A 21,803-nucleotide genomic window follows, 5' to 3' on the forward strand; every position below is an offset into this window, starting at 1 on the left:
CAGCAGCGGGATGGCCGCCAGGACGCCGGCCCATCCCTGAGGCAGCAGCGGCGCATAGGCCTGCGGGCTGATCGAGGGCGCGCCCCAGGCGGCGAACAGGGCGAAAAGCCCGATCATGGCGGCGATCATCAGCACCTGCAGGCGGCCCGCGAGACCGACGCCGATGATGTTCACCGCCCAGAAGATCACGAAGATCCCGAACATGGCCGGCTTGGTAGGCAGCGGAACCACCATGTTCAGATAGCGGACTAGCACCAGGGCCAGGACCAGGATGGCGCCAAGATTGGAGACGATGCGAAGCCAGGCGATCATGAAGCCGAGGAAGGGGCTGACGAACCGCCGGGACCACTCGAACGAGGCGCCCGAGGTCGGCAGGGCCGAGCCCATGAAGGCGTAGGTGACCGCGATCACGAACATCGGCACAGCGGCGATCAGCACCGCCAGCAACATGCCAGGTCCGGCGAGCGCCGTGGCCGGCGCGATCACCGAAAAGATCGCCACCCCGACCGCGGTGCCAAGTCCGAGCGAGATCACGGCCCAGAGATCGACCCCCCTGTGCAGCAGGCCTGTGGTGTCAGCCTCAGACGGCGCCGGCTCACTCATGGTCGCTTGTCCTTCTGACGATAGAGCCAGTCTGTGACCGCCAGGTCCTGGGCCGCGTGGCCGAGAGATTTATAGACGGTGATCTGATCGGCGGCGGTCCGGCCCGGCTTTGCGCCCGCCAGCACCTCACCGATTTCGGCGGCGATGTGGTCGGCCGGCAGGCCAGAGCGCAGAAACTCGCCCCCGTGGGCCAGGACGTGTTCGCGATGGTCGACAATGAAGCGGGACCGGGCCACCAGGTCTGTGTCGATCTCCGCCTGTCCTGGTCCGCTGGAGCCCACCGCATTGACGTGGGCGCCGGGGGAGACCAGGGGCCCTTCAAGGATCGGGTCAACCGCGCCGGTGACGGTGCAGATGATCTCCGCTCCATCGACCGCCTCGCCCACCGTCTCACACGCGCGCAAACCCTGGCGTTCGGCGAAGGCCTGGGCGCGACCGAAGTCCCGGCCCCAGACCCGGATGTCCTCCAGGGGCCGAACCAGGCGCAGGGCCTCCAGATGAGCCAGGGCCTGCTTGCCCAGGCCCAGTATGGCGAGGCTGCGGGCGCCTGGCGCAGCCAGAGCCTCGGTGGCCACGGCGCTGGCGGCTGCGGTGCGGATGGCGGTGACCTCGGCCGCATCGGCCAGGCAGACCGGCGCGCCCGTGGCGCCGTCGAAGATCACCACCAGGCCCTCATGGGCCTTGCGGCCTGTCCCGTCGTGGAAAACGCTGACCAGCTTGGCGCCAAAGACGCCGTCCGCCGACAGGGCGGCGGGCATGATGGCGAAGGTGCGGCCCTCGCCCAGGCCGATGAAGCTGCGCAGGTGTTGGCGCACCCGGCCATCGGAGAGCGCAATCATCGCCTCGCGGACCACCGGGATCGCCGCCGCATAGGTCAGGGCCTGACGCACGCCGGCGGCGTCGATGACGATGGGATCGGCGGCCTGCGCGGCCATGCGGCGAGCCTCCTTCGAAGATGGAGACGGGGGCGGGCGATGGGGATGCCACCGCGCCGCCCCCGCAGGGGACGCCAGGCGCTCAGGCCCGGCGCTTTCCTTTGTCGCCCTAGAAGCGGGCGTTCAGGCCGACATAGTACTGGCGGCCCAGGATGTCGCCATGGTTGCGGGTCGGGTAGGACGGCTCTTCGTCGGTCAGGTTGATGACACCGGCGCGCACCGTGTACTTGCCGAAGTCGTACTGCCCCGAGACGCTGTGGCGGATGTTGCGCTCGATGATCGGGTTCGGGTTGTTCTCGATCGTCGCCGTCGGGCTCGCCTTCACCTCAGGCAGGTAGATCATCGAATAGGTCAGCCGTACCGGACCAATCACATGCCGGGCGTCGAACCGCGTGGTCCAGTCCGGGATGGCCACCGTGCCGTCCGACCGGGTGAGGTCGAAGCCGGTCACCGAGGTCTCCAGCTTGGAGGTGTGGGTGGCCTCGATGGACAGGTCGAGCGTGCCCCAGTCGGCGTCGCCGAAGAAGCGGCCGGGCGCGAAGGTGTAGCCGGCGAAATAGGTTTCGCCGCGATAGGTGACCTCACCGGCGTTGAAGGTGGTGGTCTGGGCCGTGGCGGTGGCGCCCGTGGCGTCACGGGTGAAGCGGCTGCAAATGTCGACCGGCTGCGGACTGGAGTCGTAGCAGGTCTCCATGAAGTTCTGCGGTGTGAACGGCGACAGGCCGTCGGTCAGATCCACCTCGATCCGGTCGACCACCAGGGTGAGGCCCGGCGCGAAGGTCGGCTGGAAGATCAGGCCGTAGGTGATGGTGTCGGATATCTCATTGCGCAGGTTCGGATTGCCGCCGGTGGTGACCAGGGCCGCATTGAAGTTCTCCGCCGGGTTCTGGAAGGTCGCCAGGGGGCCATAGCCCGGATTGGCGGCGAACAGGGCCTGGCAGTTGGCCAGACGGGTGGCCGGGGCCGGGCCGCCGCTGATGCGGTCGGCGTCGCAGGGATCCTGGCCGACGCTGGCCAGGGCGGTGCGCGACGGGGCCAGCAGCTGCTCCAGGGTCGGCGCCCGGAAGTTGCGGCTGCGCGATCCACGCAGGGTCAGGCCCTCAAAGACCTCCCAGCGCAGGCCAGCCCCCCAGACATCCTCGCTGCCGGCCAGCGAGTTCTTCACCCGCCGGAAGGCGCCTTCGAAGTCGACCGCCTGGGCGAAGGGCAAGGTCACGTCGCCGCCGATGATCGGGATCAGCAGCTCGGCCGAATACTCGTTGGTGTCGTACTCGCCGCGGGTGGCCACGGTGGGCACGCGCGAGCCGGTCAGCCCCCGCTGAGAGGCCTCAAGCGGCACGAACTTGGCGCTTTCGCGACGATATTCGTAGGCCAGGGAGAACTTGGCCGGGCCGGCCGGCAGGTTGAAGAGATCCCCGCCGAGGGTGGCCAGGAAGTTGTCCTGGACGTTGTAGAACTCCTGACCGGTCTGGACCGTGGCGTAGGCGCGGGCCTCGGGCGAGACGTTGCCATTGCCGAACGGATTGATCGGCGCGCAGGCGGCGTCGTCATTGGCGGTGCTGGCGTCGGCGTTGATGGCGCAGACGATGGTCCCAGCCCCGTTGCGCACAGCATTGATCGCGTTGTTGAAGCGCGCGACGTCGACGCCCCAGGCTTCCTGGCGACCATCGGTGACGCCGCGGCTGACCGTGGCGCTCCAGTAGAAGTTGCGATCGGCGAAATCGAAGTCGCCTTCCAGCCCGGCCAGGGCGCGGTAGCTCTCGGTCACCTGGCTGCCTTCGCGGGTCGGCAGAAGATCGTCGAACCACTTGGACAGGAACAGCGGCGCGCCAGCCCCGAAGGCCGGCCGCAGGGCGGTGAGTTGGGCCACCGTCGCGGGCGACAGGAAGGCGTTGTTGCGGGTGAAGGTGATCACACCGGAGCCGGAAGCGGCGTTGTTGAGCACGGTGTTGTTGGCCTGGACCGCATAGGGATCGGTCCCTTCGGTGCGGCCATAGAGCAGTTCGCCAGTCAGGCGGACCCGGTCGGTCAGGTCGAAGTGGCCGATGGCGTTGGCGCTGAACCGCTCGACGCCGGTGCGCAGGGCCGCCAGCTCGCGATAGGTCAGGCCGTCTCCGCCGCTGGCGAAGGGCACGCCCTGGATCGAGCCGGGGTTGTAGGCCGTAATCCCGCCGGCCGAGGTGAACTGCTGGCCGAGCAGGAAGCCAGGAACCGGGGCCGGGGTGGTGAAGATGACGCCGTTGGGATTGAACTCCCAGAACCGGGCGTCATAGATCTCCTTCACCGAGGGGATGCCGTCGGTGCTCGAGGTATTGGCGGGGTTGGGCACGGTGATGCGGCCCAGATTGCTCCGCGGCCGGTCATAGTCGAGCAGGGAGTCGTTCTGCGACCATTCCAGGTTCAGGGCCACATTGCCCCGGTCGTCCATGAAGTTCTTGCCGAAGGTGCCGCGCAGGGCGTGGACCGGATAGTCGCTGCGCGACGAAATCCCGGTCTGGGCGTCGAGCTCGATCCCCTCGAAATTGGTCTTCAGCACATAGTTGATGACCCCGGCGATAGCGTCGGAGCCATAGACGGCCGCGCCGCCGCCCTGCACCACCTCGACCCGGTCCAGCAGACCGAGCGGGATCATGTTGGTGTCCACCGACGAGCCGGCCAGGCCATTGGACGAGGCCACGAAGCGCCGGCCATTGACCAGGGTCAGGGTGCGCCCGGCGCCCAGACCAAAGAGGTTGGGGAACTGCTGACCCGCGCCCGCCGCGGAGCCGGAGCCGGCGGCGATCGGATAGTTGGGGATGTTGGAGCTGATCTGGTTCATCAGATCGCCGACCTGCACCACGCCGCGGTCGGTGAAGGACTGCTGATCCACCGACAGAACCGGCGCTGCTGTGTCCACCTCGACGCGGCGGATCCGCGAGCCGGTGACGATGATCTCCTGAAGCTCGGCGGCGTCGCTCGACTGAGCCGACGCCGGTGCGGCCGAGATGGCCGCAGCCATGGCCGCGCCGAGCATGGTCGTGGCGAGCAGGCGTCGCCGGATCGAATGATCGTTCATAACATCCCCCATTGGCCGAAGCGGCCCCCAAGTCCCAAGCGCCTCAGACCCGCGCGCCCCGCCGTCTTTGGGCAGGTGCGCTCGTTCAGGTCCGAAGCCCGCGATGGCAGTCACGTCAGACTAGTCAGCCACCGCCGGTTTTTCTTTTCGAATGCCCAAGCGTCACTGGCATGTCGCAAATCGTTTATGCAGGCAGCCGGGACCCATCGCATGTCCAATGCGGACCCTCGGGCGAGACCGACTGTCGCATCCAAGCCGAAAGCGCGCTGCCAGCCTGCGCTCACGCCAGGCTCCGGCGACGCAGCAGGGCGGCGTGCAGGCGGCCAAGCCCCTCGTCGAGCGCCGCGGCGTCGCCGCCGAACCCTATGCGCACATGGCCAGGCTGGCCGAAGAACTCACCGGGCGCGACGACGATCTTCTCTTCGGCCCAGAGCCAGGAGGCGAGGCCAAGGGTGTCCCTGACCCCGAGCACCTGGGGAAAATACATGCAGCCATAGGCGGGCGGCTCGCCCACGATCAGGCCGTCGGCCGACATGCGGTCCACATGAGCGCAGAGCACCGGGCGGGCGGCCGCCAGCACGCCCCGCCAGTGGGCGTCGAAAGGCGCCATGTCCTCCAGCACCAGGGCGCCGATGGCGTGAGTTAGCTTGGAGACGCCCAGGTCCCCCTGCGGGTTGGCGGCGTGGATGGCGGCGATATTGGCCGCAGACCCGACAGCCCAGCCGCACTTCAGCGCAAACAGGCCTTGGACCTTGGTCAGGCTGCCCGCGCTGATGAAGACGTCTGACAGACTGACCGCCGAGCCCACATCGGTGAAGTCGGCATAGACCTCATCGATCAGCACCCGGGCGCCTGCCCGAGCCGCGATCTCGCCGATGGCGCGCAGGGTCTGGGCGTCCAGGATGGCGCCCGAGGGATTGTGCACCTGGGTCAGCAGGATCAGGCGAGTATCGGGCCGCACCAGCGCCCGTAGCTCATCCAGGTCGATGGCGAAGTCCGGCGCCCGGCGGGGCAGCGGCGTGACCTTCGCCTGCGCCGCCCGCGCCAAGGCTGGCAGCAGGTCGAAGGCCGGCGCCTCGACGATCACATGGTCGCCCGGGGCGACGAAGGCGGTCATGGCCATCGCCATGGCGCTGGTGGCGCCGGTGGCGCCGATCACCTGCTCGGGCTCGACCCCGTAGCGCCGGGCGACCGCGGCGGCCACATAGCGGTTGCCCCCGGCGAAGGTGCTCTCAAAGCGGTCAGTGACCCCGTCGCCGAACGCCTGGCGCACGACGCCCGCCAGCAGGTCGGTGGGCTCCTTGATGGTGGAATCGAACAGGACCGCGGCCCGGGGCTCGGCCGCCACAGCGCCCAGCACCTCCCGGACCCAGGCGGTGTAGCCGCCATCGAGGCCTGAGCGAAACCCGTCGCCGGATGGCAGGCTCAGCCGCGCACTCGCTGAATTCAAGGCCTCGCCCCCATGGCCAGCACACTCCCTGGCCCGCCAGAAAGCGGCAGGCGCCCAGGAACTGATCCTAGTTACCGGCCTCGGTTTTTCTTGCCTTTGTGTTCCTTGACAGGGGCGCTCTCCGCATCCGCTATGCTCGAGGCGAGAGGGGGAGACATAAGATATGCCGTCGGCCTTGGACGCGATCGACCTCAAGATCCTCGACCTGATGCAGAAGGACGCCTCGCTCTCCACCGCCGAGATGGCCGAGCGCGTGGGGCTGTCGCAGTCCCCCTGCTGGCGGCGAATTCAGCGGCTGAAGGACGAGGGCTACATCAAGGCGACCGTGGCCATCGTCGATCGCCAGTTGCTGGGCTTCAAGATGCAGGTCTTCGCCCAGGTGAAGATGACCACCCTCACCGACCAGGAGCGCGAGGGCTTCTTCAAGGCCATCCACGACATCCCCGAGATCCTGGAATGCTACGCCGTGTTCGGGGAGATGGACTGCATGATGAAGGTGCTGGCGCCCGACGTGAACTGGTACCAGGACTTCATCTTCTCCACGATCCTGAAGCTGCCCGGCGTAGTCGATGTGCGCTCCATCGTGACCCTGTCGGAGTCCAAGTCCACCACCGCGGTCCCCCTGCGCCATCGCACCTTCCGCTAGGCGCCGCCGCATAGCCTATCCAAGGGGCCGCCAGGGCCGCGCCCACAAGGGCAAGATAATCTGAGGACCTGCGGCTAGGCTGTGTCGTCAGCTGGGAGGGTTGTGGCCATGAGAATCTTCGGACGGGGACTCGCCATCGGCGCCTGCCTGGCCCTGAGCCTGGGCGCCGCAAACGCCCAACCCGCCCCGCCCCCGCCGCTGGCGCCCGTCACCCTGGACGCGCCGGTGGTGACCCAGCACCGGGGCGTCTTCAACGGCAAGACGGTCGCCTACCAGGCCCGGGTCGAAGCCTTTGATCTGCCAGGTCCCGATGGGGGTCGAGGGGTCCGGCTGGTGACCACCGCCTATGTGGCGACCGGGCGCACAGCCAGCCCTGAGCGGCCGGTGATCTTCGTCTTCAATGGCGGGCCCATCTCGCCCTCCCCCTATCTGCACATGGGCGCCTTCGGCCCCAAGCGGCTGGCGGTTCCCGATGACCTGAGCGCCGATCCGGCCAGCTTCCAGATCGTCGACAATCCCTACACCGTGCTCGATGTGGCCGATCTGGTCTTCTTCGACCCGGCTGGCACCGGTTACAGCCGCTTCGCGCAAGGGGTTGATCCGCAGACCTATTTCTCGGTGGAGGCCGACGCCCGCCAGCTCACCGACTTCGTCGTCGCCTGGTCGAAGGCGCACGGCCGCGAGGCCTCGCCCAAATACCTGTTCGGCGAAAGCTACGGCACGATCCGGGCCGCCGTCGCGGTCAACCAGATCCAGAAGCTGCCGCAGGATCAGAACCTGCGCGGCGCGGTGTTCATGGGCCAGGCGATGAACATCGTCGAATACGTCCAGCGGCCGCAGAACATCATCAGCTATGTGGTCTCCCTGCCGACGCTCGCGGCCAGCGCCTGGTGGCACGGCAAGGCTGACCTGAAGGGCCAGGACTTCGAGGCCTGGATGTCCGAGATGCGGACCTTCGCCCGCACCGAATACCTGACCGCGCTCGCCCAGGGGGATGACCTGGACCCCGCGGTCCGGGCGGCCATCGCCCAGAAACTCGAGGCCTATAGCGGCATCCCGGCGGCCTTCTATGTCGAGAACAACCTGCGGATCACCAAGGAGCGCTACCGGGTCGAACTGCTGAAGGACCAGGGCCTGACGCTTGGCATGGCCGACGCCCGCTACACCGGCCCCTCGGCCCTGGCCGGCCAGCGGGCCGCTGATCCGTCCCGGGTGCTGCCCGAGGCCCTGATCGCCGCCTTCGAGGTCTATGCCCGCGACAGCCTGAAGGTGGGCGACCTGGGCGCCTACAACACCCGCAGCCCCGTGACCGCCGGCTGGCGCTACGCTGAAGGGCCGGCCTCGCCGTTTTCGGACTATCCGTTCATGAGCGCGGTCAGCGAGGTGTTCGCCCTCAATCCCGACTTCCGGGTGCTCATGGCCAATGGTCACCAGGACACCCAGACCACCACCGGCGCCATGGACTATGGCCTGGCCCTGTCGGGCTGGCCCAAGGACCGCGCCCAGGCCCGCAGCTATCAGGGGGGGCATATGGCCTATTCGGTGGAGGCGAGCCTCGCGCAGATGATGGCCGATGTTCGCGCCTTCGTGACGGTGGCCCCATGAGGATCGTCCCACGCCTGCTGACCGCAGCCCTCGCCCTCGGCCTGCTGGCGGCCGTTCCGCAGCCCAGCCAGGCCGAACCGGCGGCCCGGAGCTTCGTCACCCAGCACGCCGGGGTCTTTGGCGGACGCAAGGTGGCCTATCAGGCCACCGCCGGGGAGACGATCCTGCAAGACGCCAAGGGCGCCCCGGCTGCGACCCTGTTCTCGTTCAGCTATGTGGAGAAGGCCGCGCGGCCGGAGCGCCCCGTGGTGTTCATCTTCAACGGCGGCCCAGGCTCGTCCTCGGTGTGGCTGCATCTGGGCATGGCCGGCCCCCGGCAGGTGGACTTCGTCGACGAGGTCAATCCGCCCACCGTCCCGCCCTTCCCGCTGAAGGACAATCCCAACGCCCTGCTGGATGTCGCAGACCTGGTCTTCATCGACCCGCCCGGCACAGGCTTCAGCCGCGTGCTGCCAGGGGGGCGGACGGAGGACTACTACGGGACCAATCAGGACGCCCTGGCCGTCGCCAAGTTCATCTCCGACTGGCTGACCCGCAATGACCGCTGGGCCTCGCCCAAGTTTGTCATGGGCGAGAGCTATGGGACCACCCGGGCTGCGGCGCTGGCCACCACCCTGATGGGCGGCCCCACCTCGCCCTCAGGCGAACTGGGCGCCATCACCCTGAACGGCATTCTGGTGCTGGGGCCGGCCATGGGCGGGGCGGTAGGTGACCACCTCTACGGCGCCAATCTGCCGGCCATGGCGGCGAGCGCCTGGTATCACCGCCCTGAGTTGCGACAGGGACGGACCCTGGACGCAGCCGTCGAGGCGGCGCGAACCCTGGCGGCGGACGGCTATATGCGCGCCCTCTATCTGGGCAACGCCCTGCCGGCCGAAGACCGGCTGGCGCTTGCCGAGCAACTGGCCGCCCTGACCGGCGTGCCGGCTCAGACCTGGCTGGCCAACCGGCTGCGGCTGGGGCTGGGCGCCTATTCTCGGGAGCTGCTGAAGGACAAAGGCCTGCAGGTGGGCGCCTATGACAGCCGCTATGTCCTGCCCCTGAAGGCTGCCGGCGCCGATCCGGTGGCCGATGACCCGGCCATGGGTCAGTACACGCCGGCCTTTGTCGGGGCGATGAACAGCTATCTAACCGGTGAGTTGAAGGTGCGGATGGAGGCCCCCTACATCCCCATCGCCTTCAGCCAGGTGAACTCCAGGTGGGACTATGGCCCAGGCGGCCCCAGGAGCCGCGACGCCGCGGCCGAGCTCGCCCAGGCCCTGCGGCGCAACCCGTCCCTGCGTCTGTTCGTGGCGGCCGGTCATTACGACCTGGTGACCACGGTGGGCGCCGCCGAATACGCCCTGAACCAGGTGGACCTGCCGCCAGAGCGCGTCACCGTGAAGGCCTATCCGTCCGGCCACATGCCCTATCTCGGCGCCGACAGCGCCAGGGCCCTGGCCGCCGACGTCCGCGCCTTCATCCGGCAGGCCGCTCAGGGTTCGGAATAGTCATCTGCCGACACGAACCCCCGGCGAACGCCAGCGGCCTTGGCCACCCACACTCAGTTGAGCTAAGCCATGCCGCCTAAGTCCGAGTAGATGTCATGAAGATTGTCAGCCTCGACGACGCCAAGTCTGATCTTTCGCGCCTGATCGAAGGCGCGCGCCAGGGCGAGCCTTTCATCATCGCCAGGGCCGGAACGCCCCTGGTGCAAGTGACCGCCATCGCGACCGGCGGGGCACAGGCGTCGCGGATCGGCTTCATGGCCGGCCGTATCGATGTGCCTGCAGACTTTGACGATCTTGGCCGCGACGAGGTCACCGCGAGGTTCTCGGGAACGTCCTGAACTCGCCCTTGCTCGCCCGTCGGCCGATGGGCGACGGCGTGGGTTGGCCTATCCTCGGGCCTTTCAGCTATCGAATTGACGCTAGGGCTCGGAATAGCCCTCGACCCGGAGGGATAGGGTCAGGTCCTCTGGATCGCGGGTGAAGACCAGCCCGCCCTCGCGCTCGGACTGTTGAGGGAGGTAGTCGATGGTCACGGCGCTCGTCTCGACCACCGCCCCACCCTCGCGCAACTCGCCGCTGACCTGCAGAGCGGCCGCCGTGGCGCCGCCGGCATTGGCGACCCGGAACGAGACCAGATAGCCCCCGGGCGTGGTGGTGACAGACGTCACCGACAAGGTCACCGCTGGCGGCCGTTCCGGCTCAGCGATGGCGAAGACGACCATATAGGCGATGGCCGCAACCACCAGCAGCCCGCCGATGGCGGCGATGACCCATTCCAGCGGCGAGGTGCTCTCCAGGGCCGGTTGGGAGGGGCTGGTCTCCTGGGGCTCGCCTGCGTCAGACCGGCTCATAGCAGCAACCTCGCCGAGGCCGCGCCTATGGCGCCGGGGAAACCCAGGACGATGCTGGCGCTGAGGATCTCCTTCAGACTGTCGCCATCGGTGCGGCCGAACACCCAGAGGCTGAACAGGCTGACGCCGAGCACGATGGCGTATCCGACCAGGGTGAACCGGGCGAACAGGCTCCAGGCCGGTATGTGATCTGGCCGCGCCGATCCGCCTCGGAAGTTCAGCGTGTAGACAAAGGCGTGCATCAGCCCAAGCGAGACAAGCGCCAGGGCTGCCGACTGCCAGGCCGACATCTTGTAGGCGATCAGCACCATCTCCTCAGTGGGCGCCATGTTGAAGGACAGGAAAAGCGCGCCCGCCCCCATCAGAAACAGCTCGCCCCAATAGGTCGGCGGGTCCTTCTCCCGCTCGCCCTCCGGCTCGCCGCCCAGCTGGCTGCGGGCCAGCATGGCGCCGAAGCTGCCCGGCACGGTCTGGAGCACGATCTTGCCGATGATCTCGCGGGCCGACATGCCCGGCGTCAGGATGCCGAAGATGTAGAGCGTGACCGCCGCGGCCAGGGCCGCCACTAGCAGGACCACAAGGGCGTCGGCCACATCGTCACGAAGCCGCGCCGTGGGACGCAGGCCGCCGAACCGCGACAGCCCCACCAGGGTCGGGACGGTGAGGGCCAGCAACAGGGCCAGACGCAGCGGGTCCATGTAGAAGCCGAGCTGCCACATCTCCATGGTCATCAGCATCGGCAGGGCGAAGATCAGCGCGCCAGCGAAGGCCCGGCCCAGACCGCGCAGGAAGGCCGCGTCGGCCTTGAACGCACGCGGCGATGCAATTGCTGTCGACATGATGACCCCATCCTGCTGCGCCCGAGGCGCCGACAGCTTAGGTCCAAACTCAACCGAGGGTTCCCGGCGCAAGGCGCAAAGATGCGCGGTCAGGCGGCGACGGGCGGGTTGCGGCGACGCTGGGGCCTGATCGCCTTGACTCCCACAGCCTAGGCATCCGTTATGCGCAGGGTCGCCCTTCGGAGCATAAGCTATGCCAACCCAGCTGGACGCCATCGACGTCAAGATTCTGGAGATTCTTCAGAAAGACGCGTCGCTCTCGACCGCCGATCTGGCTGAGCGGGTGGGCCTGTCCCAGTCGCCGTGCTGGCGTCGCATTCAGCGACTGCGGGAGGATGGCTACATCAAGGGGACGGTGGCCCTGGTGGACCGGCACAAGCTCGGCTTCACCATGCAGATCTTCGCCCAGGTGAAGATGACCACGCTGAGCGATGAAGAGCGGGCGCGCTTTCACCGGGCCATCGAGAACATTCCCGAGATCCTGGAGTGCTACACGGTGTTCGGCGAGATGGACGCCATGCTGAAAATCCTGGCTCCGGACGTGAACTGGTATCAGGACTTCGTCTTCTCCACGATCCTGAAGCTGCCGGGCGTGGTGGACGTGCGCTCCATCGTCACCCTGGCGGATTCCAAGAACACCACTGCGGTGCCCCTGCGGGTCAGGCCGCTGCGCTGAGGCTTGAGCGAATAGTTTAGCCATCCGCCCCCTCCGCCGGCGGCGAGATGGACAAGATAATGTCGGCGCCGCGCCCTAACCTTCCCTGGCCCGGCCGCCGGGACGAGCCCCGAGGGACCCATGCTGACTCGCCGTAGCCTGATCGCCGCCGCCGCCGCGGGACCCAGCCTCGCCGCGGTCGCCTCAGAGGCTCAGAGCCAGGACGCCATCCCGGGCGGCGGCGCTCCGGCCCTTCCGGCCAAGGCGGACTTCGCCCACATGGCCCTGACCTATCTGGACGCCGGCGCCACCCACCCCATGCCCCTGGGCGCCCAGGCGGCCGTGGAGGCCTATCTGCGGGAGAAGACCCTGGATGGGTCGGCCCGCCCGATGCGGGTCGGGGGCCAGGAGAGCGAGATGATCGCCGCCTTCGGGACCCTTGTCGGCGCCAGCCCCGATGAGCTGTGCATCGTCCAGTCGACCACCATGGGCGAGAACCTGGCCCTGCTGGCGCTCGGCCTGCCCCAGGCCGGCGGCCGCATCGTCACCGACGCCCTGCACTTCTTCGGCTCCTTCTACACCTACGGCGAGATGGGCCGGGCGGGCATGGACGTGGTCACCCTGCCCCTGGAGGCCGATGGCCGGATCGCCATGGACAAGATGGCGCAGGCCATCAATGACCAGACCAAGCTGGTGGCCATCAGCCATGTCTCGACGGTCAACGGGTTCGAGCACGACCTGAAGGCCGTCTGCGACCTCGCCCATGCGCATGGCGCCTATGTGTTCGCCGACATCATCCATGGGGCCGGCACGACACCCATCGACCTACGCGCCGCGGGCGTCGATTTCGCCTCCAGCGCTTCCTACAAGTGGCTGATGGGGGACTTTGGCCTAGCCTTCTTCTATGTGCGCAAGGAGGTGCAGGAAAAGCTGCGCAGGCCCTGGTGGGGCTACCATCAGGTCGCCAAGTTCCAGACTCACATCTACCCCCACGATACGCCCGGCGACACCGTGGCCGACTATGAGGCCAGCGACGACGCGGCGGGGCTGTTCGCCATGGGGGCCGCGCCCTGGACCGGGGTCGTGCAGCTGAACTGGTCCCTGGCCTGGCTGAACCGCGTCGGGGTGGAGACCATCCAGGCCTGGCGCCAGCCCATGGCCGATGCGGTGCAGACCGAACTGCGCGCCCGCGGCTACGCCCCCCTGACCCCGCTGGGTAGCCGCACCCCTCTGGTGGCGTTTTCGCTGAAGGACGCGCGGGCCAAGCTGTCCGAGCGGCTGACCAGCGCCAACATCCGGCTTGGCCTGTCGCAGAACCGGTTCAGAGTATCCCTGGCGGTGTTCAACGACATGAATGACGTGGACCGCCTGCTCAGCGTCCTGCCGAAGGCGCCGCCGGACTGAGCCATCCCCAGGCATCGGCGCCGTGTTTGGTCGCCTCTAGCCTGGGCTCAGCGCCTTCTCGGCGTCAGCGTGCTCAAACGCATCGCGGTATTGTCGTGCTTCACCGGCCGAAAGCCTTTCGGTGCGCAGCGCCATCTGCCAGCTGTCGGCGATCATCCGCGCCATGGACGCCGCAGGCTGCCTGGCATCGACCGAGGACAGCTCGAAGAAAGCACAGGCCTCGAGGCGCATGATGGTGCGCTCGGGCAAGTGGACCAGCTCGGCGAACCCCCAACTGAGATTCGCCGCTTCAGGCGCGCCGTCTTGGTGCTTTTCCCAAGCAAGCAAAGGGCGCGACGCGCGATGACTGAGCCGACCTTGGCCGCCATATCTGACGCTCAAACCTCTTGAATGCCATATATGGCATTCAAGAGGTCAGCGGTTCGACCTGCTTGGCTCCATCATGGGCCCCCAGTAAATCACGGGCGGGGTTCGCCATTTTCAGATCGCCCCGTTCTCTGATCCCGCGTCGGCGTTCCACGCTCTGACCTCCAGGCGCCACCGCGGCGCCACGAGGATGAGGCAAGGGGGCGGCTTTTCGCCACAGGTTCAGGTGTTTTCGACCTTGTTCGAACGCGCTCCTGAGCGTCGGCGGCGCCCTGCCGCCATAGGCCCGCTCAGGCGTGCGGCGTCGAAAGCGCCGCCTCAAGCCGTCCAAGCTGTTCGGCACGGGCCGCGGGCGGCAGTGCGGCGAGCTTCTGCATCCGGAAGCGTACGGCGGGCAGATCCGCGACATGCGGCAGACCTAGCAGCGGCCAGTCCGGCTCTCCGCGCTTGAAGGACAGCAGAAAGCGCCGGTGCGCCTCCGGCATCGCGCCGACGAGCACGGCGATCATCTGCTCACGAACCTGAAGCAGCGCCTCAAGCCCGGGATCTTCGATCAGCGGCATGCCGCGGAATTCCTGCTCATACTTGGCTGCGATATCCTTGCGGTGCGGGGCGAGGATCGCGTTGAGCGGCTTCTGGCTTTCCAGGACATAGACGACGAAGGCGCGCCGGAGGTTGTCGCTGACCCCTTCGTTTTCCAGAAGGAGCTTCACGTCGAATAGGTCGCGCGGGTGCTGTCGATCGAAGGCCGCGACGAGCTTGCCGGCGTAGAGGTCGGCCTGCGAGACCACCAGGGTCTCGGCGAAGCCATAGCGATCCTCGACGCTTCCGGTGACGGTCATCGTTACCGGGTCGAAGACGACGCCCCTCAGGACGGGGGTGACTTCAATCTTCACGGTGACGCCTGCCTGGACGTGGAGACGTTCGATGTGGCCTTCGATGGAACGCTGTACGTGCACCTGGGCGCCGCCAATGGTCTTCTTGATGTTGACCATGATCCGCTCAAGCGCCGCATCGATGCCCTTGAGCGAGTCGTCGCGCGGCTCGACCGGGAGATAGGTCAGGTCGATATCCACTGACAGGCGGGGAAGGTCACGGACAAAGAGATTGATGGCGGTTCCACCCTTCAGCGCCAAGACCGGCTCACACGCGATCGCCGGCAGCAGACGGACCAGGAGGGCCACCTGCCGGTCATAGACCTCAAGGCTGGCCATCGAAATCCTCAGGCACCGTGATTTGGAAGCGAGGGTCCAGCCTGCCCCCCGGCGCCAGCATGCGCTTGCCGGTCCCGAGGTCGAAGGCCTTCGGGTCGAGCTGTCGGCACCACCGATGATTGTGGCGGAAGGCGAAGAAGAAGAAGAGGCGTTTGACCTTCACGCTGCTGCAGGCGTTCAGAAGCGTCGTAAGTCGCTTGGGGCTCAGTGTGCTCAGGCTTTCCATGAACTTATCGACCTGATGAAAACTCTCCTGTTTGGGGAGTTCGTCGATCATCTCAAGGATGGCCCGCTCTGGCGTGGAGACGGTGAGCGGCCATTCGAACTGTCCCCAGGCGAGCGACCTGGCGCTGGCATGGATTGGATCGTTGCTGGCGGCTTTGGTCTGCATATCCAAGGCGGGGCCTGTCACGCCTGGGATCATCCCGTCGTTGCGGAACAGACGCTGGCTGTTGTGCTGACGGAAACGGACCGGGAGCGGCAGCGCATGCACCCAGCCTGGCAGGGGCTTGGGGCCGTAGAGATGCACCTCACGGATCTCGCTGGCGAGGTAGTGCGAAAAGCCCTGAAGCTCGAGGGAGGTGCGGCCGCCGATGAGGTAGGGCTTCTTCAGCAGGGTCTGGAGGGAGATGACCACCTGTTCCCAGCGTATCGTTCCGCGCGGGCGACGGTAGACGCGCGGGGCGGGCTGTTCCAGCCAGCCGGCGGAGACATAGTGACTGCGCAGCGACGTCGAGTAGCCCCGCTCCGTAAGCCAGGCGGCATCGACCAGCAGACCCTCCGGGAGCTGGGCGAGCAGGTGGTTTAACTTGCCGTCTGATAACTTGGCCACGTTCAGTGTTATGCATCATTTTCAAACCAACTTCTAGTTTGAAAAGACCGCCCTACGCTAAGCTGAGCTAATCGAACGACGCCGCACCTAAACTCTCTTGCTTCGGGCCAATGCGTCACCTTCATCGCCCTTCCGCCTCGTGGGCCGCGAGCGCGCTCTTGGGCGTTGCCGACCCGGAGCCCTCAGGCGAGCCAGCCCCGCCGCCAGGCCTCGAACGCCGCGACGGCGCGTTGGGGGTGTTGAACACCGTCTTGGCCTTTTCCAGGTGATTGTGAACCGTGGGCGGCGAGATCCCAAGCAGCGGGCCGATCTCGGCGCTGTCTTGCCGCCCGCCCCCAGCGCCGGCGCCAGACCTGGCGGATCGTGGGCGGGCAGGCCGAGGCCGCGTCAACGCCCTGCACGAGCTCCCGTCCACGCCGCACGAAGAGGCGCCCGCCAGACGGAGGGCGCTGCGCACTGAGGCGGCGGCGGTTCTCCGTACAGCTTGGCGACTGCGGAGATAGGCGAAGGCCGTCCCGGCCAGGGGTAATTTCCCCATTGGGGAAATCCATACGGGTCAGCTCACGGGCCCATCTGCGCATGTCCCGATCGGGCAATTTGACATCCAAACGTGGCGGATTGGCGCCAAAATGCACTGATCGGGAAATTCTGGTTGACTTCGCCCGTCTGGACCACCAAATGTCCCGATCGGTATATTCATGCATTCGCCTCCAGAGACAATTGGCCAAGCCGTCCGCACCGCCCGCAAGGGCATGGGCCTGACCCAGCCCGAGCTCGCGGCTGCAGCTGGCGTCGGCGTGCGCTTCCTCGTGGAACTCGAGCGCGGCAAGCCGACGGTTCGTCTGGACCGGATGCTGGCGGTTCTCGACGCGCTCGGCCTCGAGCTGCAGGTCGGACCGCGGGGCCACAACCACGCCGGACCCGCGCGATGATCAAGTCCCTGGCCGTCTGGTGGGACGGCGCGCGCGTCGGCCTGCTCCGCATCGACGAGAACGGCGACCTGGAGTTTGCCTATGACCCAGAATGGGTCGAGGACGCCGCGCAGCCGGCCGTTTCCATATCCCTGCCCAAGCGCCTAGAGCCCTTCAACCGCCGCGAAACCCGCCCGTTCTTCGCCGGCCTCCTCCCGGAGGAGGCCCAGCGGGACGCGGTGGCCCATGCGCTCGGCGTCTCCAGAGCCAATGACTTCCGTCTCCTCGAGCGCCTGGGCGGCGATGTCGCAGGCGCGCTCACCCTATGGCCCGAGGGGGACCTCCCGCCTGAGCCCCAGGGTCTCACCGCCACCGAGCCACTCACCGACGAGGGGTTACTGGCGGTGCTCGCCCGGCTCCCGGCGCACCCCATGCTCGCAGGAGAGGCGGGCCTGCGCCTCTCTCTTGCCGGCGCCCAGCAGAAGCTCCCCGTGGTGCTGGTCAACGGCCGGGTGGCTCTGCCGGCGCCCGGTCAGCCGAGCACACACATCCTCAAGCCGGCGATCGAACGCCTGCCGGGCACGACGGAGAATGAGGCCCTGGCCATGCGTCTTGCCGCAGCTCTCGGGCTGCAGGTTGCGCCGGTAGAGCCCCGCCGCACCGGCGAGCGGACCTACCTGCTGGTCGAGCGCTATGACCGCGATGTCGGCGCCGACGGCTCCATCCGCCGCCTGCATCAGGAGGACTTCTGCCAGGCCCTTGGCGTCGCCCCGGAGCGGAAGTACGCCTCCGAGGGCGGGCCAATCTTCCGGGACGGTTTCGATCTCATTCGCCGCGCCTGCGCCGCGCCAGCGCCTGCCGTGCTACGCCTCATCGACGCCGCCATCTTCAACGTGCTCGTCGGCAACGCTGACGCCCACGGCAAGAACTACAGCCTCCTCCACCTCGCCGGCGGCGCCGACTTCGCGCCGCTCTACGACCTCCTCTGCACGGCGGCCTATCCCGACGTCCACGCTAAGCTCGCAATGAAGGTGGGCAAACGCTCGACCCTCGAGGAATTCACGCCCGACACCTGGGACGACTTCGCGAAGGAGATCGGCGTCGGCGCCCCGTTTGTCCGGCGCCGCGCGGCGGCCCTGGCGTCGCTCAGCCTGGAGCGGCTCGGCGCCGTCGCCGAAACCCTCGCGGCCGAAGGCTTCGGCGGCGAACATCTCCGGCGATTCGTCGATGTCATCGCAAAGCGGGCCAAGACCCTCGTGGCGCTCGGCGCGGGACGGCGGGAGACACGCCGGCGAGACCCCTGAAGCTCAGGTGAGCCCGCCCCTTTCCCACGCCTTCGACGCCGCGAGGGCGCTTGGGCGTATTCAGCCGCGCCTTGGCCTTCTCCAGGTGGTTGTGAAAGGTCCGCGAGGAGACGCCGAGCAGGACGCCGATCTCGACGCCCGTCTTGCCGCCCCGGACCCAGAGCAGGCATTTGTCCTGTCGTGCCGAGCGGGGGCTCTGGAGCGGCGGGTGGAAGCCGTCGACGATCTCCCGTCGGCGGAGCACGAAGTCGGTCCCGGCCAGGCAGAGGGCGCCGTGCACCTCTGGGCACACGTCCATCAGCGCACCGGCAAGGTTGGGCAGGGCGTGAACGCGGGGCGCCTTCGCCTTGACGATGAGGACGCTCGCGCCTTTCTGAAATGCAGCAAGACCTGCCTCCCGGCTTCGAGGCGGTTGTATGGGATGCGGGCGCGTGACAAAGGCCGACGCATTCGGCCTCACCCTCGCCCAGCCTTATCCTTAAGTCAGAAGCGCCCCTCTATGAGCCCTCCCCTCTTCTTCAATCTGCAAGCCACCCACAATCCGCACCGCTGGCTGCTGCCGCTGAGCCCTGCGGTCTGCGTCGGTCCGCCGGACAACCTGTTCATGTTCGGTGGGGTGGGTATGGCCGCGGCCATTGCGGCGCTGGAGCGCACCTGCGGCCGGCCGGCCATCTGGGCGACGGCGCAGTATCTCTCCTACGCCCGGCCGCCCAGCATTGTGGACCTGGACGTCTGGGTGCCGGCGTCGGGCAAGTACAACAGCCAGGCCCGGGTTATCGGCCATGTGGGCGACAAGGAGATCTTCACAGTCAACGCCGCGCTCGGCGCCCGCGAGAGCGAACACTCCACCCAGTGGGTGCAGGCGCCTGAGGCCCCGCCGCCCGAGGCCTGCGTGGAGGCCGACCACTGGCGCGGCGGCGGCGATGACCTGCACAGCCGGATCGAGGTCCGGGTGGCCCAGGGCCGCTATGGCGGCGCGAAGGCCGGGGCGCCGGCCAGCGATGGGCGCCTGCTTCTGTGGATCCGCTCGCGCGAGGGCCTGCTCATCGACTCTACCTTCCTGGCCATCGTCGCAGACTTTGTGCCGGGCGCGCTGGGTAACGCCCTGCAGCTGAACGCCGGCGGCAATAGTCTGGACAACACCATCCGCTATCGCCGGATCGTGCCTACCGACTGGGTGCTCTGCGACATCCGCATCGACGGCGTCCACGGCGGTTTCGGCCACGGCAGCATGGCCCTGTTCGCTCAGGACGGGGAGCTGATGGCCACCGCCAGCCAGTCGATGATCCTGCGGGTCTTCTAGGATCACCCCTCAGGCGGTGCGGACGAGCTCGCGGTGATAGCGCTTCCAGTTCTCCACATAGTGGTGCGCCGAGGCGGTGAGGATCCTCGCCTGACCCTCTGAGACTTCGCGCACCACCTTGCCCGGCGCGCCCATCACAAGGCTGTTGTCGGGGATCTCCTTGCCCTCGGTGATCAGGCAGTTGGCGCCGATCAGGCAGTTCTTCCCGATCTTGGCCCCATTCAGGATTATCGAGCCGATCCCCACCAGGCTGTTGTCGCCAATGGTGCAGCCATGCAGCATGACCATGTGGCCGACCGTGACATCCCGGCCAATGGTCAAGGGGGAGCCCGTGTCGGTGTGGAGAACAGATCCGTCCTGAATATTAGAATTTTCGCCGATGATGATCGGATCATTGTCGCCGCGGAGGGTCGCGCCAAACCAGACAGAGGCGTTTTGCTTAAGGATGACATTGCCCATCACCGCAGCGGTGGGCGCAATCCAGTATTCACCCTCAGGCGGCAGCTGCGGAGCCACATCGCCCAAATTAAAGACACTCATCCGCACACCCCACATCTTGTCAAAAACGTCGCACTTCAGGCTCGGTTAACCAAGCTAGCATCATAGTTGCGATGCGATTCGAAGGGATCATACCCCGACGATCCGCGCCGGACCGGCTTCCGGTCTGCAAGGTTCGAGTTGGACGGAGTGCATGGCGCTGCGTTTTCGATCCCGGCGAGGTCCCCTCGCCACCGATGACCCGGCACATGTCGGGGATGGGTCGCCCCCTGGCGCGGCCCTGGCCCCCCTTCCTTCTCTGTCGTCCTCCCCCCAGGGGCGGTCCGTGCCGGACTCGCCCCTTTTTCATGCCCCCATGGAGGCTTTGATGACCAAGCGTGCCCTGAAGCGACAGCTGCGCGAAGGCGCCTTCGACGCCGAGCAGTTTGAAGATTCGAAAATCCGCCGGCTGCCCATCGAACGGGGGTGGTCGCCGCTGGGGCCAGGCGAAGAGGGCCGTGACCAGGGCTATCTCAAGACGATCAAGGCCAAGTCCCCGGGGCAGGAAGAGCTGATCGCCGCCATCGACGCCAAGAACCTGGTGCTGGCCCTGGGACCCGCGGGGACCGGCAAGACCTATCTGGCCATCGCCAAGGCCGTTGAGGCCCTGGAGGCCGGCCGCGTGGGGCGCATCGTCCTGTCGCGCCCGGCGGTGGAGGCCGGCGAATCCATCGGCTTCCTGCCCGGCGAGATGGAAGACAAGCTCGCCCCCTATCTGCGGCCCCTCTACGACGCCCTGTCCGATCGTCTGTCCATGAAGCGGGTGCGGGCCCTGATGGCCGAGGGCGCCATCGAGATCGCGCCGGTGGGCTTCATGCGCGGCCGCACCCTGAACAACGCCTTCGTGGTCATCGATGAGGCGCAGAACTGCACCTATGTGCAGCTCAAGATGCTGCTCACCCGCCTGGGCTGGCACTCCACCATGGTGGTCACCGGCGACCCGGCCCAGTCTGACCTCCTGCCGGAACTGTCGGGCCTGGGCCCCGTGGCCGAGAAGCTGGACACCGTCCCCAACATCGCCGTGGTCCGCCTGAAGGACCGCGACATCGTCCGCCACCCTCTGGTGGCTGAAATGCTGGGGGTTCTCTGATCGACCCAGGCCAGATCAGGCGCCGGATAACCGACGCCTGATCTGGCGACTGTCACGCCCTTATCGCGCGAGGCGGCCTTGGCCACGCCGAAATCACATAGTCGGCGCCACAGGCCACCGGTCATGGTCTCAGCCGCGAAGGGCGCTGGGGACGGCCTCGAAGAGCGCCGCAGTCGTCAGCTTCTCCGGCCGGACTTCAGCTTCTTCATGCTGATGAGGTCGATCATGGACGCGCGAAGTTGGTCAGAGAGGGCTTGAGGGACGCGACCATACACCCATCGCTTTCCTGGCTCTGCAGGCACGATTCCAGCGTCATCCCATGCGACGCTATTGGTCTCGTCAGCGATGATGTAGCTCCGCTCTTCGTCCAGGCCGAGGTGCTTGCCGACCTTGGTAGGAACCTCAAGGGCCGCGGTCCCGTCCTCGGGCGGCGAATGGGTGATCGGCGCGAGTAGAACCTCCGTTACGCCATCGGCTTTGCGGACAATGGCGGTCACGATCACGCAAGGGCGATCCTTGACTCCGGTGTCGAACCCTTTTTCGCGCTCGTGCGACCAGAGGAAATCGTAGCGAATGACGAGACCGACTTCCGGCTCCGCTTCTTCACGAACGGCCTATTTCATTAAGACTTCAAGTTCGGGATCGGCCTCGCCATAGTCCGCCGACTTCAGGGCTTCCACCCATTCATCAGGGAGGTCTTCAACGGCGTAGGC

At 67.2% G+C, this 21,803-nt stretch carries 21 protein-coding genes; 10 read left to right on the forward strand and 11 right to left on the reverse strand.

The window, feature by feature from the left end; all coding sequences use genetic code 11:
* The 4 genes from Q8N19_RS16820 to Q8N19_RS16835 form a co-directional block, all read right to left on the reverse strand.
* Positions 1-603: APC family permease (locus Q8N19_RS16820; protein WP_305592706.1), on the reverse strand; the 603-nt coding region annotated here is incomplete at its 3' end.
* Complete coding sequence (locus tag Q8N19_RS16825) at positions 600-1,538, reverse strand: ornithine cyclodeaminase family protein (protein ID WP_305592708.1); 939 nt, start codon at positions 1,536-1,538, stop codon at positions 600-602. The genes Q8N19_RS16825 and Q8N19_RS16820, both read right to left, overlap by 4 nt.
* A gap of 109 nt (positions 1,539-1,647) precedes the next feature.
* A complete protein-coding gene (locus Q8N19_RS16830) occupies positions 1,648-4,593 on the reverse strand; it encodes a TonB-dependent receptor domain-containing protein (RefSeq protein WP_305592710.1) in 2,946 nt (981 codons plus the stop codon).
* A gap of 280 nt (positions 4,594-4,873) precedes the next feature.
* On the reverse strand, positions 4,874-6,043 hold the full coding sequence (locus Q8N19_RS16835; protein WP_305592712.1) for a pyridoxal phosphate-dependent aminotransferase: 1,170 nt from the start codon (positions 6,041-6,043) through the stop codon (positions 4,874-4,876).
* Positions 6,044-6,206: 163 nt separating this feature from the next.
* Here Q8N19_RS16835 and Q8N19_RS16840 point away from each other — a divergent pair, with 163 nt between their 5' ends.
* The 4 genes from Q8N19_RS16840 (at position 6,207) to Q8N19_RS16855 (ending at position 10,122) form a co-directional block, all read left to right on the forward strand.
* A complete protein-coding gene (locus Q8N19_RS16840; RefSeq protein ID WP_305592714.1) occupies positions 6,207-6,689 on the forward strand; it encodes an Lrp/AsnC family transcriptional regulator in 483 nt (160 codons plus the stop codon).
* 108 nt (positions 6,690-6,797) lie between these two features.
* Positions 6,798-8,294 (forward strand): S10 family peptidase, encoded by a 1,497-nt coding sequence (locus Q8N19_RS16845; protein WP_305592717.1) that lies wholly within the window; start codon positions 6,798-6,800, stop codon positions 8,292-8,294.
* Entirely contained in the window at positions 8,291-9,784 is a 1,494-nt protein-coding gene (locus Q8N19_RS16850) for a S10 family peptidase (RefSeq protein WP_305592718.1), read from the forward strand. Before Q8N19_RS16845 ends, Q8N19_RS16850 begins: the two co-directional genes overlap by 4 nt.
* 95 nt (positions 9,785-9,879) lie before the next feature.
* Positions 9,880-10,122 (forward strand): type II toxin-antitoxin system Phd/YefM family antitoxin, encoded by a 243-nt coding sequence (locus Q8N19_RS16855; RefSeq protein ID WP_305592720.1) that lies wholly within the window; start codon positions 9,880-9,882, stop codon positions 10,120-10,122.
* Positions 10,123-10,203: 81 nt separating this feature from the next.
* Here Q8N19_RS16855 and Q8N19_RS16860 read toward each other — a convergent pair whose 3' ends face one another.
* Entirely contained in the window at positions 10,204-10,635 is a 432-nt protein-coding gene (locus tag Q8N19_RS16860) for a TIGR02588 family protein (RefSeq protein ID WP_305592722.1), read from the reverse strand.
* On the reverse strand, positions 10,632-11,474 hold the full coding sequence (locus Q8N19_RS16865; protein WP_305592724.1) for a TIGR02587 family membrane protein: 843 nt from the start codon (positions 11,472-11,474) through the stop codon (positions 10,632-10,634). The genes Q8N19_RS16860 and Q8N19_RS16865 overlap by 4 nt, the downstream gene beginning before the upstream one ends.
* A 193-nt stretch (positions 11,475-11,667) precedes the next feature.
* On the opposite strand from Q8N19_RS16865, the gene Q8N19_RS16870 reads away from it, so the two are divergent.
* Positions 11,668-12,150, forward strand: a complete 483-nt coding sequence (locus tag Q8N19_RS16870; RefSeq protein WP_305592726.1) for an Lrp/AsnC family transcriptional regulator — start codon at positions 11,668-11,670, stop codon at positions 12,148-12,150.
* Positions 12,151-12,270: 120 nt separating this feature from the next.
* The gene (locus Q8N19_RS16875; protein ID WP_305592728.1) at positions 12,271-13,533 is read left to right on the forward strand and encodes an aminotransferase class V-fold PLP-dependent enzyme; all 1,263 of its coding nucleotides are present in this window, start codon (positions 12,271-12,273) and stop codon (positions 13,531-13,533) included.
* Between the two features lie 36 nt (positions 13,534-13,569).
* On the opposite strand, the gene Q8N19_RS16880 is transcribed toward Q8N19_RS16875, so the two are convergent.
* The 3 genes from Q8N19_RS16880 to Q8N19_RS16890 all read right to left on the reverse strand — a co-directional run bounded on the left by Q8N19_RS16880 (position 13,570) and on the right by Q8N19_RS16890 (position 15,945).
* A complete protein-coding gene (locus tag Q8N19_RS16880) occupies positions 13,570-13,914 on the reverse strand; it encodes a hypothetical protein (protein WP_305592730.1) in 345 nt (114 codons plus the stop codon).
* A 275-nt stretch (positions 13,915-14,189) separates the two neighbouring features.
* Positions 14,190-15,113: a nucleotidyl transferase AbiEii/AbiGii toxin family protein gene (locus tag Q8N19_RS16885; RefSeq protein WP_305592732.1), complete on the reverse strand. Its 924-nt coding sequence runs from the start codon at positions 15,111-15,113 to the stop codon at positions 14,190-14,192.
* On the reverse strand, positions 15,100-15,945 hold the full coding sequence (locus Q8N19_RS16890) for a type IV toxin-antitoxin system AbiEi family antitoxin domain-containing protein (protein WP_305592734.1): 846 nt from the start codon (positions 15,943-15,945) through the stop codon (positions 15,100-15,102). Before Q8N19_RS16890 ends, Q8N19_RS16885 begins: the two co-directional genes overlap by 14 nt.
* A 698-nt stretch (positions 15,946-16,643) precedes the next feature.
* Here Q8N19_RS16890 and Q8N19_RS16895 point away from each other — a divergent pair.
* The 3 genes from Q8N19_RS16895 to Q8N19_RS16905 all read left to right on the forward strand — a co-directional run bounded on the left by Q8N19_RS16895 (position 16,644) and on the right by Q8N19_RS16905 (position 19,463).
* A complete protein-coding gene (locus Q8N19_RS16895) occupies positions 16,644-16,877 on the forward strand; it encodes a helix-turn-helix transcriptional regulator (protein ID WP_305592736.1) in 234 nt (77 codons plus the stop codon).
* Positions 16,874-18,160 (forward strand): type II toxin-antitoxin system HipA family toxin, encoded by a 1,287-nt coding sequence (locus Q8N19_RS16900; protein ID WP_305592738.1) that lies wholly within the window; start codon positions 16,874-16,876, stop codon positions 18,158-18,160. The genes Q8N19_RS16895 and Q8N19_RS16900 overlap by 4 nt, the downstream gene beginning before the upstream one ends.
* A gap of 499 nt (positions 18,161-18,659) precedes the next feature.
* Positions 18,660-19,463 (forward strand): acyl-CoA thioesterase II, encoded by an 804-nt coding sequence (locus Q8N19_RS16905; RefSeq protein ID WP_305592740.1) that lies wholly within the window; start codon positions 18,660-18,662, stop codon positions 19,461-19,463.
* Between the two features lie 9 nt (positions 19,464-19,472).
* Here the strand turns inward: Q8N19_RS16905 and Q8N19_RS16910 are convergent, their stop codons facing one another.
* Positions 19,473-20,003 (reverse strand): gamma carbonic anhydrase family protein, encoded by a 531-nt coding sequence (locus Q8N19_RS16910; protein WP_305592742.1) that lies wholly within the window; start codon positions 20,001-20,003, stop codon positions 19,473-19,475.
* Between the two features lie 313 nt (positions 20,004-20,316).
* Between Q8N19_RS16910 and Q8N19_RS16915 the strand changes: the two genes are divergently transcribed.
* A complete protein-coding gene (locus Q8N19_RS16915) occupies positions 20,317-21,090 on the forward strand; it encodes a PhoH family protein (RefSeq protein WP_305592746.1) in 774 nt (257 codons plus the stop codon).
* Positions 21,091-21,266: 176 nt separating this feature from the next.
* Here Q8N19_RS16915 and Q8N19_RS16920 read toward each other — a convergent pair whose 3' ends face one another.
* Complete coding sequence (locus Q8N19_RS16920; protein WP_305592744.1) at positions 21,267-21,593, reverse strand: hypothetical protein; 327 nt, start codon at positions 21,591-21,593, stop codon at positions 21,267-21,269.
* Positions 21,594-21,803 lie beyond the last annotated feature (210 nt).

Source organism: Phenylobacterium sp., assembly GCF_030693405.1.
GTDB lineage: Bacteria > Pseudomonadota > Alphaproteobacteria > Caulobacterales > Caulobacteraceae > Phenylobacterium.